This is a genomic window from Citrobacter sp. RHBSTW-00881, from assembly GCF_013728515.1.
GTDB classification, from domain to species: domain Bacteria; phylum Pseudomonadota; class Gammaproteobacteria; order Enterobacterales; family Enterobacteriaceae; genus Citrobacter; species Citrobacter braakii.
In genome coordinates this window covers 2,826,437-2,841,813 of record NZ_CP056269.1, presented here as the reverse complement: position 1 = coordinate 2,841,813, position 15,377 = coordinate 2,826,437, and the positions used below count along the sequence as shown (strand labels likewise).

The window sequence follows — 15,377 nt, the reverse complement described above, 5'->3', positions numbered from 1 at the left end:
ATATCCCTATTTTTGTGGTGGGTTAATATCAGTATTTAGTACAAGCTAATCGTTTTAATACGAGTTCATGGGATGGCATATTGGCTGCACCTTCACGCTCTACGGCCAGTGCTGCAAATACACAGGCGTAATGAATTGCGTTGGCAATATTTTCTCCACAGGCAAGTCGAGCAGCGAGTGCACCATTAAATGCATCACCGGCGCCGGAGGTATCAATATTAACGGCGGGATATGCCGGGAACTGTTGGTGAGTAGAACCATCAAATAACCAGCACCCATCTTTGCCTAACGTAATTAGAATATATTGTGGTCCCATTTGGTGCATGGTTTCGGCGGCCTGACGAATATCGTCTGGCGTACGAATAGCCTTGCCAATTATCGCCTCTGCTTCTGTGAGGTTTGGGGTCAGGATGTGTGTCCAGCGGAGAAGGTCTGTCACTTCCTTGCGCCATGGCGCTGGATTCAGGATTGTCATCACTCCTGCGGCATGTGCGAACTTAATAGCTTGAGCTGTAGCGTCAGGATTGTTTTCCATCTGCGTCAAAAAAACATTGGCGGTGCCTATCTCGTCATAACAGGATATAATTTCTTCACTTGTTATTTCCTGATTAGCCCCTGGATTAATAACGATTACATTATCGCCAGCCTCTTCGGATATCATCACTACGGCACTGCCGGTTGGTGCATCATTTTTGGTAAAGATGGTTAGCTTTTCTAATCCTACGCCATTTAAAAAATGCTGGGCTTTAGTTGAAAACTCATCTTCACCTAATTTGACTGTAAAATAAGTGCGAGCATTGGCTTGTGCGGATGCTATCGCCTGGTTGCTGCCTTTCCCTCCGGGTAAACAACAGGAAAAAAGCGCGCGCGTGGTTTCCCCTGAAATAGGAAAACGGTGAAGCCGATAGACTAAGTCGGTATTAAATGAACCCAGAATGTAAACTTTCCCATTGTTTTCGTTCATTGATATTTCTCGTTCGATCTTTGATTGGTTAATGATGATGTTTTGGTGCAAATAAAGAGAGTTGTTCTCATATAATGGGAAAGCATTGTCGTGATTATATACAGCACCTCCATAGCATGAGCGGACATGTCCTGTTTTTACAAGGTCATTGATGTCGCGGCGGAGTGTTCTTTCCGTAACATCAAGTACCTTAACAAGAGATGATATTTTTACACTTCCTTGTTTTTTGAGTAGTGTTAAAATATAGCGAAGACGCTGTTTTTTGTAACGACAGGGCATCTAATCCTCACTTTTCATGAATGTGATGAGAGGTCCATGTAATAAGTTTATTTTGTCTATACGTTAATTTTTTTGGTGAATGAATTTATTTGTTTAATAAATAATTAAAGATCTGATTACCACTAAGTACACCGATGATACCAAATACACCAGGCCAGACAGTAGGGGCTGGAATGGGAAGTTTTATTAATGTAAATATGAAACCAATAATTGCACCGGCAATAAGCGAAAGAATTATATCCATAAGATAATTCCTGAGGGTGTTATGATGATACGAAGACTACACAATATATTTATGTATTGATGAGAAGACAATCACACAAAACTTCTGCAACCGGACATCCTGTCCGGTTGTGGTTATTTATTTAATCTCAGGAACGATATTAATAATGACAGCTACTACCTGGTATTGCTGCCAGCATTGCATTATGCAAAAGACTAAGGTTCATGCTGTTTTGGGCCATTGCCTCATTTGCGGTAGAGCTTCCTTCCATGTTTTTTGCTTTCATCGTAAAATTAATGAGATAACCCATAAAAAAAGTATAAACATGCAACCTTTTGCACAATTACAACGTCGGCGAGACCGATACTGGTTAGGCACTTTAACGCTGTTGCTATTGGCCATGCTCGTGATTAGTTTATGCGCAGGAGAACAGTGGATCGCCCCCGGCGACTGGTTCAGCGCCCGCGGTGATCTGTTCGTCTGGCAAATCCGATTTCCCCGTACCCTCGCCGTTTTGCTGGTAGGCGCTGCGTTGGCCTTATCTGGCGCAGTGATGCAAGCTCTCTTTGAAAACCCGCTCGCAGAGCCTGGATTACTGGGCGTGTCTAATGGCGCGGGCGTCGGGCTCATCGCGGCGGTGCTGCTGGGGCAGGGGCAGCTCCCCGGCTGGGCGTTGGGCTTATGCGCCATCGCTGGGGCGCTGATTATCACGCTTATTCTGCTCCGTTTTGCCCGCCGTCATTTGTCTACCAGCCGTCTGCTGTTGGCGGGGGTGGCGCTGGGCATTATCTGTAGCGCGCTGATGACATGGGCCATCTACTTCTCCACTTCTTTTGATTTGCGACAGCTAATGTACTGGATGATGGGGGGCTTTGGCGGCGTTGACTGGCATCAGGCCTGGCTCATGGTGGCGTTGATTCCGGTGCTGGTGTGGATCTGCTGTCAGTCGCAGCCGATGAATATGCTGGCGCTGGGGGAGACTTCTGCACGTCAGTTGGGATTGCCGTTATGGTTCTGGCGCAACCTGCTGGTGGTCGCCACGGGCTGGATGGTTGGCGTAAGCGTGGCTCTGGCGGGAGCGATTGGCTTTATTGGGCTTGTGATCCCACATATTCTGCGGCTGTGCGGCTTAACCGATCATCGCGTGTTACTGCCGGGCTGCGCGTTGGCTGGCGCTATCGTATTACTGTTGGCTGATGTTGTCGCGCGTCTGGTGCTGGCCTCGGCTGAGCTGCCAATTGGCGTGGTGACGGCCACCATGGGCGCACCGGTATTTATCTGGCTATTGTTAAAAGCCGCGCGCTAGAACGCGTTGATTCGGTCTATGATTAAAAACTAAAATCCACCTGTTGTTCTGGAGATGCTATGCAAAACACTATCCTCGATACAGACGTGACGACCATCGACGGCGAGGTTACCTCACTGCAGCCGTATGCCGGAAATGTGCTGTTAATCGTCAACGTTGCTTCAAAATGTGGGCTAACGCCGCAATATGAGCAACTGGAGAATCTGCAGAAAGCCTGGCATCAGCAGGGCTTTACCGTTCTTGGGTTCCCCTGCAACCAGTTTCTGGGCCAGGAGCCGGGCAGTGAAGAGGAAATAAAAACGTACTGCAGTACCACCTGGGGCGTTACCTTCCCGATGTTCAGCAAAATTGAGGTCAACGGCGAGGGACGCCATCCGCTGTATCAGAAACTGATTGATGCCGCGCCAACCGCCGTTGCGCCTGCGGATAGTGGATTCTATGAGCGTATGGCGAGTAAAGGTCGGGCGCCGCTCTACCCGGACGATATTCTGTGGAATTTCGAGAAGTTTTTAGTGGGTCGGGATGGTCAGGTACTGCAACGATTTTCACCCGATATGACGCCTGAGGATCCTGTTCTGGTGCAATCCATCAAGACGGCGCTGGCAAACTAATGTCTCGATTGATGCAGCTACAGGACGTAGCAGAATCGACCCGACTCGGCCCGCTTTCTGGTGAGATAAAAGCAGGGGAGATCCTGCATTTAGTGGGACCTAACGGCGCAGGAAAGAGCACGCTGTTGGCGCGAATGGCGGGGCTGACGACCGGCAAGGGCAGCATCACCTTTGGTGATGTGTCATTGGATGAATGGCCGGCAGCAAAGCTGGCGCAATATCGCGCTTATCTTGCGCAACAGCAAAACCCGCCGTTTGCGATGCCGGTCTGGCATTTTCTGACGCTGCATCAACCCGATAAAGCACGCACCGATCTGTTACAGGAAGTCGCCGATGCGCTTGGGCTTGGGGATAAGCTGGGACGCAGCGTGAATCAGCTCTCTGGCGGTGAGTGGCAGCGCGTGCGCCTGGCTGCGGTTATCCTGCAGATTTGCCCACAAGCGAATCCATTCGGCCAGCTTTTGCTGCTGGATGAGCCGATGAACAGTCTGGACGTGGCGCAACAAAATGCACTGGACCGGATGCTGGGTCAGTTGTGTTTACAGGGCATCGCGATTGTAATGAGCAGCCATGACCTTAATCACACCTTACGTCACGCGCACAAGGCCTGGCTCCTCAAACGCGGGAAGCTGCTTGCCAGTGGTGCTCGTGATACGGTACTAACGCCGGCCAATCTGGCTGCGGCTTATGGCGTGAACTTCCGTCGTTTGGATATTGAAGGCCACAGAATGCTCATATCAACCACTTAAGTTAAATGGGTTCTTGAAAATCATATAATTTCCACGCTAAATTGACATAAAAATATAATTCAGAGGATTCGTCCTGAATGCGCTTTTGGCTTCTTTTCATCACAGCATTGTTTTTGGCGGGCTGCAGCAGCCATCGTGCTCCTGCGCCAAATGCCCGCTTGTCGGATTCTATCGCCGTTATCGCCGGGCTTAATGACCAGCTACAAACCTGGCATGGCACACCCTATCGTTATGGCGGCATGAGCCGTAGCGGAGTGGATTGTTCTGGATTTGTATTGATGACAATGCGCGATAAATTCGATCTGCAACTTCCGCGTGATACGCGCACGCAATCAAAGATTGGTACCGAAATTGATAAAGATGATTTGCTGCCCGGCGATCTGGTGTTCTTTAAAACCGGGTCTGGGGAAAGCGGTCTGCATGTCGGAATTTACGATACCAATAATCAATTTATTCATGCCTCAACCAGCCGTGGTGTGATGCGCTCGTCACTAGACAACGTTTACTGGCGCAAAAACTTTTGGCAGGCGCGACGTATTTAATCCTCATCAGTCACGAGGCTGCCTACGGCTGAGCAGCCTCGACATTTCCATTTGTTAGTAACTTCTTATTTCTGCCGCCAGCCGGACAATACCCCTGAACATTAAGAGCGTATCTTGCTAAAAATATGATTTATTCCGAGATATTAAAAAGTGCAAAGCTGGATATTCGCTTATAATCAGGATAAGCTAAAAAAAAGGATTCGATTTACTGGCTATAAAGGGAAAAATGAAAGGGCCTCTACTTGCATCAGCAATAACGTATTTCTCCATCCTTTGCTACAGGATGCCGGATAACACCTATGCAGAGGGGCTGGCACGATGATTGTTTCAATGGATACTCTTTACCATTCAGAGTTCTCTTTTCTCCCTGCGAGAAACGAAAAAGGCGATCTTGAATACGTAGATATCATTACCAGTTTTGCCAGTGCGCAGGGGGATGTGCGTATACCCACCGAGCTGGTCCTACCTCGGATGTCGGACGAAGAGCAATGTCGGTTATTTACCGAAAAGCTTGAATTAATCGAAACGTGCCAACATTTTTTTATTCAACGAAAGGTTTCTGCCTGGATTAATTTAACGCCGGCAATTGCTAAAACTTTATTATCAGATACTAAATTTGCTTCACAAGTTGAACGATTGTCATTTCTGGAACTGGCTATTAATGAAAACTATCCAGAGTTAAATAATGGAAAAGCGAATCCAACGTTGGCAGCACTGGCGGCGCGATTTCCATTAGTACTGACAAACTATGGTGCTGGCGGCATATCAAACCGGGCAATTTTTGATGGGCTGTTCAAACGCGTCGTGCTCGATAAAAACTTTGTTCAACAAAGGATTACACATATTTCGTTTGAGCCGTTTATGCGGGCTATCCTGGCACAGCTATTTCCCAGCAGTGAGTCAATTATCATTAGCGGTATTGATACACCCGAGATGTTAGCGCGCGTACTGCCTCTGGGATTCAGCGCCATGCAGGGCGCGCTGTGGCCTGCTGTGCCCCCCGCGCAGATAATTTCGCTCGCGAAGATATAACCCTCATATTTGCTGGTGTTTAACAGGCTTTTAACAGTCTACACTAGAGACAGGAGGCCCTATGACCCTGTCTTTTACCACCCGCTGGCGTGATGAATTACCAGCAACCTATACAGCACTTTCACCCACTCCCCTGAAAAACGCACGCCTGATTTGGCATAACGATGCGCTGGCGGAGCAATTAGCTATTCCAGAGACGCTATTTGATATTCCGACCGGAGCCGGTGTTTGGGGCGGTGAATCGTTGCTTCCCGGGATGTCGCCTTTAGCGCAAGTTTATAGCGGACGTCAGTTTGGCGTCTGGGCGGGCCAGCTTGGCGATGGACGCGGGATCCTGTTGGGCGAACAACAGCTCGCTGACGGCTCAACGTGTGACTGGCACCTGAAAGGCGCCGGACTTACGCCTTATTCCCGTATGGGGGATGGTCGCGCCGTACTGCGCTCGACAATTCGCGAAAGCCTGGCCAGCGAAGCGATGCATTACCTGGGAATACCGACCACGCGGGCATTGTCGATTGTTACCAGCGACACGCCGGTGTATCGCGAAACGGTAGAATCAGGGGCGATGCTCATTCGCGTGGCGCAAAGCCATCTGCGCTTTGGCCATTTTGAGCATTTTTACTATCGCCGCGAGCCGGAAAAAGTGCGCCAGTTGGCTGACTTTGCGATTCGCTATTATTGGCCGCAATGGCAGGAAGAAGCCGATAAGTATCAGCTGTGGTTTAACGATGTTGTCACGCGTACTGCGACGTTAATCGCAGACTGGCAGGCGGTGGGATTTGCGCATGGTGTCATGAACACCGACAACATGTCGATTCTGGGACTGACGATGGATTACGGTCCATTCGGTTTCCTTGATGACTACGTGCCCGATTTTATCTGCAACCACTCAGACAACCAGGGGCGATACAGTTTCGATAATCAACCGGCTGCGGCGCTTTGGAACCTGCAACGTCTGGCGCAAACTCTGTCGCCATTTATCCCGGTCGAGGCGCTTAATGATGCGCTGGACAGTTATCAACTGGCGCTGTTAACACGCTACGGTCAGCGGATGCGACAAAAGCTTGGCTTCTTTAGCGAGCAAAAAAACGATAACGAACTGCTTAGTGAACTGTTTAACCTGATGGCGCGGGAAAGAAGCGACTATACCCGAACGTTTCGCATGCTCAGTCAGACGGAACAACACAGCGCGCAATCCCCGCTGCGCGATGAGTTTATCGACCGCGCAGCGTTTGATGACTGGTTCACACGGTATCGCTCACGCCTGCAGCAAGACAACATTGCCGACGCAGTCAGACAAACGCAGATGAAGGCGGCTAATCCGGCGATGGTATTGCGTAACTGGTTGGCGCAACGGGCGATTAATCAGGCAGAGCAGGGGGATTACGCCGAGCTGCATCGGTTACACGAGGCGTTGCGTACCCCATTTGTCGATCGTGATGATGACTATGTCAGCCGTCCACCTGACTGGGGCAAACGGCTGGAAGTGAGCTGTTCAAGCTAAGGGGCCAGAAACACCTGCGGGGATCCGTTGGCCGGATGCTGGCCAACGTGTACCTGCGCGCCATACCAGCGTTTCAGGTCATCGGCCTGTAACACGGCCTCAGGCGTTCCCTGCGACACCAGCCTGCCGTTGTGCAGCAACACTATTCTGTCTGCCCACAGTGCGGCGAGATTCAGATCGTGAAGCACAATGCACACATGCAGCTCTTGTGAAGCGGTAAGCGTCTTCAGCAAGCGCAACAGATGCTGCTGGTGGTAAAGATCCAGCGCAGAGGTCGGCTCATCAAGGAATAACCAGCCGCGAGGCGCGCCGTCGCACCAAAGTTGCGCCAGTGCACGGGCTAACTGTACTCGCTGTTGCTCGCCGCCGGAAAGCGCGGCGTATTGCCGGCCCGCCAGCGGTGTACATCCGGTCATTTCCATCACCTGAGCGATAAGTCGAGGTTCCGACCGCGAGGTCCAGGGCGCACGCCCCATCGCGATGACGGCCTCTACCGGCCAGTCAAATCCCAGTTGTGTTTGCTGGCGCATCACCGCCCGATGCCGCGACAGTGTTTGGCTATGCCATTCATCCAGCGGTTTACCCGCCAGCACGCAACGCCCTATAGCCGGTTTCAGAAAACCGGTCAGCAGGCGCAGCAGGGTGGATTTCCCCGCACCGTTTGGGCCGATGAGCGCCACCAGTTCACCTTTTTCGAGAGCAAGAGAGACGTCGTCAATCACCGCTCTGCCCGCGACGCGATAGTGAAGCCCTTTAGCGATGAATTGTTCAGCCATGCGGTCCTCGCTGACGAAAAATAAGCCATAAAAACCACGGTGCGCCCAGAAGACTGGTTAGCAAACCGACCGGCATTTCCGCAGGCGCAACCGCCGTACGGGCCAGCGTGTCGGCTATCAGCAATAAAAATGCGCCCGCCAGCACGGAACCTGGGATAACGGCCCGATGGTCTGAGCCGAGCCACATGCGCATCAGATGCGGGATAACCAGCCCGATAAAGCCAATTACGCCGCTTACCGCCACGGCTGCGGCAACCAGCAGTGCGCTACAAAGTAGCAAAACACGCTGAACGGTACGCACATCTACGCCGAGGTAATGCGCCTCTTCCTCACCTAACTGCAGCAGGTTCAGCGCCGGTGCCAGACGCCAAATGATCAGCACCGTCGGGACAGTCAATGAAGTGACAGCCAGCAGCGTGGACCATTGCGCGGCCCCCAGACTGCCCATCCCCCATAGCGACAGCTGGCGCAGTTGCGCGTCATTACTGACCCACGACAGAACGCCAACCGCCGCCCCGCACAGCGCGTTGATGGCAATACCGACCAACAGCAGACGTGAGAGTGAAGCGTCGCGCTGTTGGCTAAGGATAAAAATAACCACCGTTGCCGCCAGCGCACCGAGAAAAGCGGCCAGCATGGGGGCGTACAGCATCAACAGCGTGGGCAAAGAGACCGGCAGCACTACCCACAGGGCGACGGCGCAGGCGGCTCCGCTGCTTATCCCCAGTAATCCCGGATCGGCAAGCGGGTTGCGAAACAGGCCCTGCATCACGCAGCCCGCGAGCGCCAGAGAACCGCCAATCACCAGCGCCAGCAGGACGCGGGGCAGGCGAATGGTGAGCCAGATTTGACGCAGTGCCTCATCGCCATCACGCCACAGCAGACTTACCGGCAGGCGCAACGCGCCAAAACCGGTAGCCATAATAGTCATCACGACCAACATGAGTGCGAGTGTCCATAAAGAACAACGGATACGTCGCGACATCAGGGCAATTGCTCAGCTTTAGCGCGAAGCTGCAAAATGGCCTGCGGGGTGCGTACGCTAAAGCCGAGTAGCGCCATATCGTCAACCTGCAATACCTGTTTATTCCGTCCGGCAGGCGTCTGCGCCAGGCCCGGCAGCGCCCACAGGTTATCTTCGCCCCCCATCGCCTTAACGCCGTCCTGTGAAATCACCACCAGATCGGGCTGGCTGGCAATGACGCCTTCCTGCGACAGCGGCTGATAGCGGTTAACACCCTGCATTGCGTTGCGCAAACCGGCGGCACGAATAGCCGCATCGGCTGCAGTTTGCTGGCCCGCTGCCATCGCGGTCATCCCGCCATGATTGAGAATAAACAGCACGCGTTTGTTGAGTTCAGATGACGGCAGCGCCGCCAGTTCCTGACGGAAGCGGGTGCGCAGCGTTTCGCCATCGGCCTCCCTATGGGTGGCTTCGGCGATGACGCGAATTTTTTCATCAATCACGTTAAGCTCGTTGCTTGCCGGGATCGTCACAACCCTGACGTTGCTCTGTTCGAGCTGTTTTAGCGCCAGAGAGGGCTGCGCCTGCGCGCTGGCAAGGACCAGCGTAGGACGGGTGGCAAGGATCCCTTCGGCGTTGAGTTGGCGCAAATAACCGACATCAGGTAGGGCGTTTGCTGCTTCAGGCCACTGGCTGGTGCTGTCTCGCGCCACAAGGGAAGACTGTGCTCCCAGTGCGTATACAATCTCGGTGACATCGCCACCGAGAGCAACAACCCGTTCCCTGGACGCAGCCATCGCGACGATGGGCAGTAGCGCAATCAGAACCAGCAGTTTTTTCATGCGGCCTGCCCCTTCGGCGTCAGTGCGTCAATTTGCGCGCGCCATTGCGTCTGCTCCGGTTCGCCTTCCGTTCGTTGACCATACAGCTGGGCGATTTGCGTGCCGTCGGCAGCAAACAGTTCCAGGCTGGTGACGTGGCCATCGGCGGTCGGTTTGCGCGTTACCCATGTTTCTGCCACGCTCTCTTCCAGCAGGTGTAAGGTAAATGTCGGGTTGAATATGTTCAGCCAGCCTTTCATCGGCACCAGTTTTTCTATCACACCGGTAAAAATCTGTACGCAGCCACGATTACCCACAAAGACCATAATTTCATTGCCATCCTGGCGCGCGGTGTCGAGTAACTGCGCCAATGCGCTATTTGCGACTTTACAGGCCAGATCGTCGCCCACCAGGTTAAACGCCTGTTGGCGGGTGAGATCGTGGCGTTTCAGCAGACCGAAGAACTGGTGTACATCGGTCATGGCTCGCCACTCTTGATCAACGGTCTGCGCATCGACCGTGACGGTGGCTGGAGCAGAAGGGGGGGCGGGTTGCAGCGCCAGAGGCGGGTTTTCAGCGAAGATGAAACGGGTCAGCAACGCAGCCCATTCCTCAATGAGGGTATTCTGTGTGGCATAGACCTTCAGTAGCGCATCCCCCTGATGGTCAAAGAACTGAATGCTCTGACGTTCGCCGTGGGCGGTTGTTTCGCTGATATGGAACACACTTGCCCACTGATTGAGGAACAGGCGCAGGTCGAGGGCGCGCGGATTGAGTACCAGTCCGGCATGACCGTTCAGGTGCTGATTGGTAAACGCACCAACCTGCTCATGCACCGCATATTCGTTGCGGCATATACATTTGGTTTCGCCGACGGCTTCCAGTGCGCCGAGGATTTCACGCACTTCGCCCCGTAAGCGCCAGGCGTCATGACCGACGCGCGCGAAGGTCAGTTCGGCTTCGCTAATATTCATCAATCCCGCAATATCACGTGCGTATTTGCCAGGATTTTCTTTCTTCAGTTCCAGCCAGCGTGTGTAATGATTCATTGTCTCTTCCTTCCAGATTGCTGCCCCGGCGAACCGGGGAAAAGTGATTACCACTGATAACTCACGAAAATTTTGCCATTACGACCATCCTGCGGAATGCCCTGCGGCGACCAGTACTCTTTGTCGAAGGCGTTGCCCAGTACCAGCGTGGTGGTCATGCCTTTCAGCGCTTGTTGGCCCTGATAGCTCACGTAGAAATCATTTACCGCATAACCGGGCTGTTTCGTGTAGCTGCTGCTGATATGCGTTGAACGGTCAGCAAATGTACCTATCCAGCCAACGGAGAAACCGCTGTGCGCAACCGGTACGTTCAGTTTGCTGGTGACGGTATCCGGGTTAATGCTGGAAATGTATTCGCCGGTGTCTGTATCTTTGCCGCGCGTACGGTTATAGGCCATGTCGAGGCTGAACAGATCGGCGGAATATTTCGCCATCACGTCCCAGCCCCAGATTTTGGCGTTGGGTACGTTATAGGACATGGTTGTCGCGGCGGCAAAGTCGACGCTGGTGGAGATGTAATCTTTCGCTTTGGTGTCGAAATAGCTGGCTTTAAATTCGAGCGCATCGCTCGCCATCAACAGATCGTCAAAGCGCAGGCCAAATCCGTATTCCTGGGTTTCGTTGGTTTCCGGGCGTAGGTTAGGGTTCGGCACCCAGTAGTTGGTGTAAAAACGGCCAATCGAGAAGTGTTTCGCATCGTTATACATCTCGCCCATGGTCGGCGCACGGAAGGCCTGAGCGTATGATCCGAACAGCATCAGCCAGTCGGTTGGCGCAACGGTGAGCCCGGCGCGGGACGACCATTTATCGGCATCGACATCTTCATAGCCGTCGCTGCTGCCACGATAAGAGTCATAACGGGTACCGCCCAGCAGCGTAACCGGCAGGTCGCGCAGGGTGATTTCATCTTGTAACCAACCGGAGCTGAAATCGATTTTTGCCTCCGGGAAACCGGTGGTTGCGCCGCCTGGCTGTTGTTCCTGACGATAGTATTCCCCGCCGTAGGTCAGCAAATGAGATGCAAAAGAGTCGGTAAACAGACGGCTGCGGTTGTCGATTTTGCCGCCTTTGGTGGTTTGTTTGCGAAACTCGCCGGTGTTATCCGTGTTTTGCGCATTAATGCGTGCTTCGGACCAGTAGACGCGGGCATCCGCGTTCAACCAGTCATTGTCGGCTGGAGCAATCGAGTAGGTCAGTTGCGCGTCGCGCTGGATGGTTGAGCGATCGGTCATCGGGTTGCTGGTGGCATCCGCCGCGCTGGTTTGCGGGTTTTTAGGTTCACGGGCGTCATTGTTGTAGTAACGCAGCGAGCCGGCCAGCGTCTGGGCGCTGTCAATTTTCCAGCTGCCCTTCGCCAGCATATTGTTAATCGCTTCGTCGTTTGGCGCCGTAGTTCCGTCGCTCTGGCGCAAATCACCGCGATCGCGACTGGACCAGGCAAGCAGTCCGTCCAGCGTATCGGTGCGACCAAACGCGCTGGCGCCCATACCGAGGCTGTGATCGCCGGTTGCCGCGGTACCGAACACGCGATAACCACTGTTTTGTCCGGCTTCCAGCAGATCTTTGGCATCCGCAGTGTCATAGGCGATCACACCACCTAACGCGCCGCTACCGTACAGCAGGGCAGAAGGGCCACGGACGACCTCGATGCGTTTGATCAGCGCCGGATCGAGGAAGGTACTGTTCAGGTGTCCGGTGTCGGTTCCCTGACGAACGCCATCAACCAGCACCAGAACGCCACGTCGATCGTAGCCGCGCAGATTCACGTCCTGGCCGTTAGTGCGACCGGTGCCGTCAAGGGTCAGGCCCGGAACCGTACGCAACAGGTCGGCTGCTGAGCTGGCGGTCTGGTTTTCTGGCGCGGTGGCATCAATCACGCTGACCATCATCGGTGCTTCAAAAGCACTACGGGCATTGCCGGTAGCGGTGACGGTCATATCTTCTACCGCCGCATACGCGACGGCGGGCAGGTTACTGATAATCGCCAGCGCCAAGAGCGAAGGGCGCAGGGATGCAGTGTGCAGGTGTGGCATAGCAACTCTCCATTAGGAAATCGAAAAGCGCTGGCTGCCTGGGTACTACCTGGGTGGCTGGCGAAAAGTGGTGTTTATTTGGTCAGAATGAGTTTTCCGGCTTGTGTCTGGCGCAGCAGATAGAGCTGACCATCGTGTTCTATGATCACGCGCCCCTCTTTGCCCAGCAGACTTTTACTGTCAATTCGGCGCTCGTTTGGCGCGACGGCAGGCGGTGTTTTTTCTTTTGCGGGCGTTGTTGTGTTATCCATACGTGAATAGTGTTTAAAAATAACAATCAATTTAACAATGATAATCATTATCATCAAACTGCAAAATTGCGGCAAGCCTTTTTGTGAAATAATTGTGACGAGAATAGATTTTGTACAATAAGGAGGGGGAAAACAAAGGATTAGCACCGGGCAACGTGATGTTACCCGGCGAACAGCATTAAAAACGGCTATCAACCGCAGAGGCGAGTTTTTCAACCAGTAGTTCAGTATCTTCCCAGTTCAGGCACGGGTCGGTAATGGACTGGCCGTAAACCAGCGGCTGGCCGCTAACGATTTTTTGCGTACCTTCACGCAGGAAACTCTCCGCCATAATCCCGGCAATCGCCGTCGAACCATTGCGAATTTGCTGGCACACATCATCACAAACGTCTAACTGACGACGATGCTGCTTCTGGCAATTGCCATGGCTAAAATCGACCACCAGATGTTCAGGCAGGGAAAATTCGTGCAGGGTATCGCAGGCGGCGGCAATATCTTCAGCATAATAATTCGGCTTTTTACCGCCGCGCATGATGATATGCCCGTAAGGATTACCGCTGGTCTGATAAATGGTCATCTGGCCGGTTTTATCAGGTGAGAGGAACATGTGGCTGGCACGGGAGGCGCGAATCGCATCGACGGCAATACGCGTATTGCCATCCGTACCGTTTTTAAAGCCGACCGGGCAGGAAAGCGCAGAGGCCATTTCACGGTGGATCTGGCTTTCGGTGGTGCGTGCGCCAATGGCTCCCCAACTGATTAAATCGGCAATAAACTGACCGGTCACCATGTCGAGGAATTCTGTTGCCGTGGGTACGCCCAGTTCATTGACCTGCAACAGCAGTTTACGCGCCAGTTCAATGCCGTGGTTCACGCGGTAGCTGCCGTTTAAATCTGGGTCGGAAATTAAGCCTTTCCAGCCCACTACGGTGCGCGGTTTTTCAAAATAAGTGCGCATCACGATTTCCAGACGCGCCTGATGTTTTTCGCGCAGCGCCTGTAAACGCGTCGCGTATTCCATGGCGGCATCAAGATCGTGAATCGAGCAGGGACCTACGATCACCAGTAAACGAGCGTCTTCACCATTTAATATTTTTTCTATCCGGCGTCGGGAGTCCGTAACATGACGGGCGACGGAGGACGAAACAGGATGCCGTTGCGCAAGCTCTGCTGGAGTGACCAGGTTGTCAATACGCGCAGTACGGAGTTCATCGGTTCTGTTCATTACTTGTCTCAGAAATTTGTTGCTTCAACGGCAGGACTACCGGGAAGTGATGTATATCACAATATCATACTCATCCTGCCTGGTGGCGAGCATAATAACAAAAAATCGAACCAATGCACTAGCATTCTAGTACATGCGGCGATTCAGCCCCATGATGTCGAGGATCTTGGTAGCAATCTCTTCTACCGAATAATTGGTACTGTTCAGCCATGGGATCTGGTTTTTCCGGTACAGCGCTTCCACCTCAGCAACCTCCATCCGGCACTGGCGCATCGAGGCGTAACGGCTGTTTTCCCGGCGCTCTTCGCGGATGGCCGCCAGGCGCTCAGGGTCGATGGTCAGGCCGAACAATTTATGCTGTAACGGCTTCAGGGACGCTGGCAGCACCAGATTATCCATATCATCGGCAATAAAGGGGTAGTTGGCCGCGCGAATGCCAAACTGCATGGCCAGATACAAACTGGTCGGGGTTTTACCGCAACGGGAAACGCCAAGCAGGATCACCTGCGCCTGATCGAGGTTGCGCAACGAAATGCCGTCGTCATGGGCGAGGGTATAATCAATGGCGGCAATGCGCGCGTCGTACTTGTTAAGGTTGCCGGGGTTCAGGCCGTGGGTACGATGGGCGATCGGCGTAGGGTCGAGCTTCATCTCTTGCTGCAGTGGGGCCACCAACGCCTGCACGATATCCTGACAAAATCCTTCGCTTTGCAAAATGATCGAGCGAATTTCCGGCAAAACGATAGAGTAAAACACCAGAGGGCGCACGCCAGTTTGTTGATAGATCGCGTCAATCTGGTCTTTAACCGCTCGCGCACGACTCTCATTTTCCACAAACGGCAGCGTAATGCTGCTGATCGTAACCGGAAATTGCGACATTACCGCGTGGCCCAATACCTCGGCGGTGATGGCCGTACCATCAGAAATATAAAATACGTGACGATCAACAGCATTATCCATTTTGCTCATCCTGGGGCTGACATAATTCTCTGAAAGCATAAATTAAAATTCGCCAGAAGCGAATATTGCTGCATCTATTTTGTAAAAT

At 52.9% G+C, this 15,377-nt stretch carries 16 protein-coding genes; 6 read left to right on the top strand and 10 right to left on the bottom strand.

Translation table 11 applies throughout. The annotated features are described in order from the left end of the window. Positions 1–28: 28 nt before the first annotated feature. On the bottom strand, positions 29–1,243 hold the full coding sequence (locus HV311_RS13625) for a PfkB family carbohydrate kinase (RefSeq protein WP_046275865.1): 1,215 nt from the start codon (positions 1,241–1,243) through the stop codon (positions 29–31). An 85-nt stretch (positions 1,244–1,328) separates the two neighbouring features. After that, positions 1,329–1,487, bottom strand: a complete 159-nt coding sequence (locus HV311_RS13620) for a DUF1427 family protein (protein ID WP_191220072.1) — start codon at positions 1,485–1,487, stop codon at positions 1,329–1,331. 304 nt (positions 1,488–1,791) lie between these two features. On the opposite strand from HV311_RS13620, the gene btuC reads away from it, so the two are divergent. The 6 genes from btuC (at position 1,792) to selO (ending at position 7,210) form a co-directional block, all read left to right on the top strand. Then, positions 1,792–2,772 (top strand): vitamin B12 ABC transporter permease BtuC, encoded by a 981-nt coding sequence (gene btuC, locus HV311_RS13615; RefSeq protein ID WP_137380461.1) that lies wholly within the window; start codon positions 1,792–1,794, stop codon positions 2,770–2,772. 59 nt (positions 2,773–2,831) lie between these two features. After that, positions 2,832–3,383: a glutathione peroxidase gene (locus HV311_RS13610; protein ID WP_016156341.1), complete on the top strand. Its 552-nt coding sequence runs from the start codon at positions 2,832–2,834 to the stop codon at positions 3,381–3,383. Further along, on the top strand, positions 3,383–4,132 hold the full coding sequence (gene btuD, locus HV311_RS13605) for a vitamin B12 ABC transporter ATP-binding protein BtuD (RefSeq protein ID WP_103766223.1): 750 nt from the start codon (positions 3,383–3,385) through the stop codon (positions 4,130–4,132). Before HV311_RS13610 ends, btuD begins: the two co-directional genes overlap by 1 nt. A gap of 77 nt (positions 4,133–4,209) precedes the next feature. Then, the gene (locus HV311_RS13600; protein ID WP_003832591.1) at positions 4,210–4,674 is read left to right on the top strand and encodes an NlpC/P60 family protein; all 465 of its coding nucleotides are present in this window, start codon (positions 4,210–4,212) and stop codon (positions 4,672–4,674) included. Between the two features lie 318 nt (positions 4,675–4,992). After that, positions 4,993–5,706 carry an EAL domain-containing protein gene (locus tag HV311_RS13595; RefSeq protein ID WP_191220071.1) on the top strand — a complete coding sequence of 238 codons (714 nt, stop codon included), beginning with the start codon at positions 4,993–4,995 and terminating at the stop codon, positions 5,704–5,706. A gap of 61 nt (positions 5,707–5,767) precedes the next feature. Then, the gene (gene selO, locus HV311_RS13590) at positions 5,768–7,210 is read left to right on the top strand and encodes a protein adenylyltransferase SelO (protein WP_191220070.1); all 1,443 of its coding nucleotides are present in this window, start codon (positions 5,768–5,770) and stop codon (positions 7,208–7,210) included. Here selO and HV311_RS13585 read toward each other — a convergent pair. From HV311_RS13585 to ppsR, 8 genes are all read right to left on the bottom strand, one after another. Then, positions 7,207–7,986, bottom strand: coding sequence for a heme ABC transporter ATP-binding protein (locus HV311_RS13585; RefSeq protein WP_191220069.1), 780 nt, complete (start codon positions 7,984–7,986; stop codon positions 7,207–7,209). The two genes, selO and HV311_RS13585, sit on opposite strands and share 4 nt — an antisense overlap. Further along, on the bottom strand, positions 7,979–8,971 hold the full coding sequence (locus tag HV311_RS13580; protein WP_029139520.1) for a FecCD family ABC transporter permease: 993 nt from the start codon (positions 8,969–8,971) through the stop codon (positions 7,979–7,981). The genes HV311_RS13585 and HV311_RS13580 overlap by 8 nt, the downstream gene beginning before the upstream one ends. Then, the gene (locus tag HV311_RS13575; RefSeq protein WP_115190643.1) at positions 8,971–9,792 is read right to left on the bottom strand and encodes a heme/hemin ABC transporter substrate-binding protein; all 822 of its coding nucleotides are present in this window, start codon (positions 9,790–9,792) and stop codon (positions 8,971–8,973) included. The genes HV311_RS13580 and HV311_RS13575 overlap by 1 nt, the downstream gene beginning before the upstream one ends. Next, positions 9,789–10,820, bottom strand: coding sequence for a hematinate-forming heme oxygenase ChuS (gene chuS, locus HV311_RS13570; protein ID WP_191220068.1), 1,032 nt, complete (start codon positions 10,818–10,820; stop codon positions 9,789–9,791). The genes HV311_RS13575 and chuS overlap by 4 nt, the downstream gene beginning before the upstream one ends. Positions 10,821–10,867: 47 nt before the next feature. Further along, positions 10,868–12,853 carry a TonB-dependent hemoglobin/transferrin/lactoferrin family receptor gene (locus HV311_RS13565; protein WP_019076664.1) on the bottom strand — a complete coding sequence of 662 codons (1,986 nt, stop codon included), beginning with the start codon at positions 12,851–12,853 and terminating at the stop codon, positions 10,868–10,870. A 74-nt stretch (positions 12,854–12,927) separates the two neighbouring features. Beyond that, positions 12,928–13,158: a hemin uptake protein HemP gene (gene hemP, locus HV311_RS13560; RefSeq protein ID WP_072034386.1), complete on the bottom strand. Its 231-nt coding sequence runs from the start codon at positions 13,156–13,158 to the stop codon at positions 12,928–12,930. Positions 13,159–13,282: 124 nt separating this feature from the next. Continuing rightward, a complete protein-coding gene (aroH, locus tag HV311_RS13555) occupies positions 13,283–14,329 on the bottom strand; it encodes a 3-deoxy-7-phosphoheptulonate synthase AroH (RefSeq protein ID WP_016152883.1) in 1,047 nt (348 codons plus the stop codon). A gap of 126 nt (positions 14,330–14,455) precedes the next feature. Next, positions 14,456–15,289 carry a posphoenolpyruvate synthetase regulatory kinase/phosphorylase PpsR gene (ppsR, locus tag HV311_RS13550; protein WP_016152884.1) on the bottom strand — a complete coding sequence of 278 codons (834 nt, stop codon included), beginning with the start codon at positions 15,287–15,289 and terminating at the stop codon, positions 14,456–14,458. Positions 15,290–15,377: the final 88 nt, after the last annotated feature.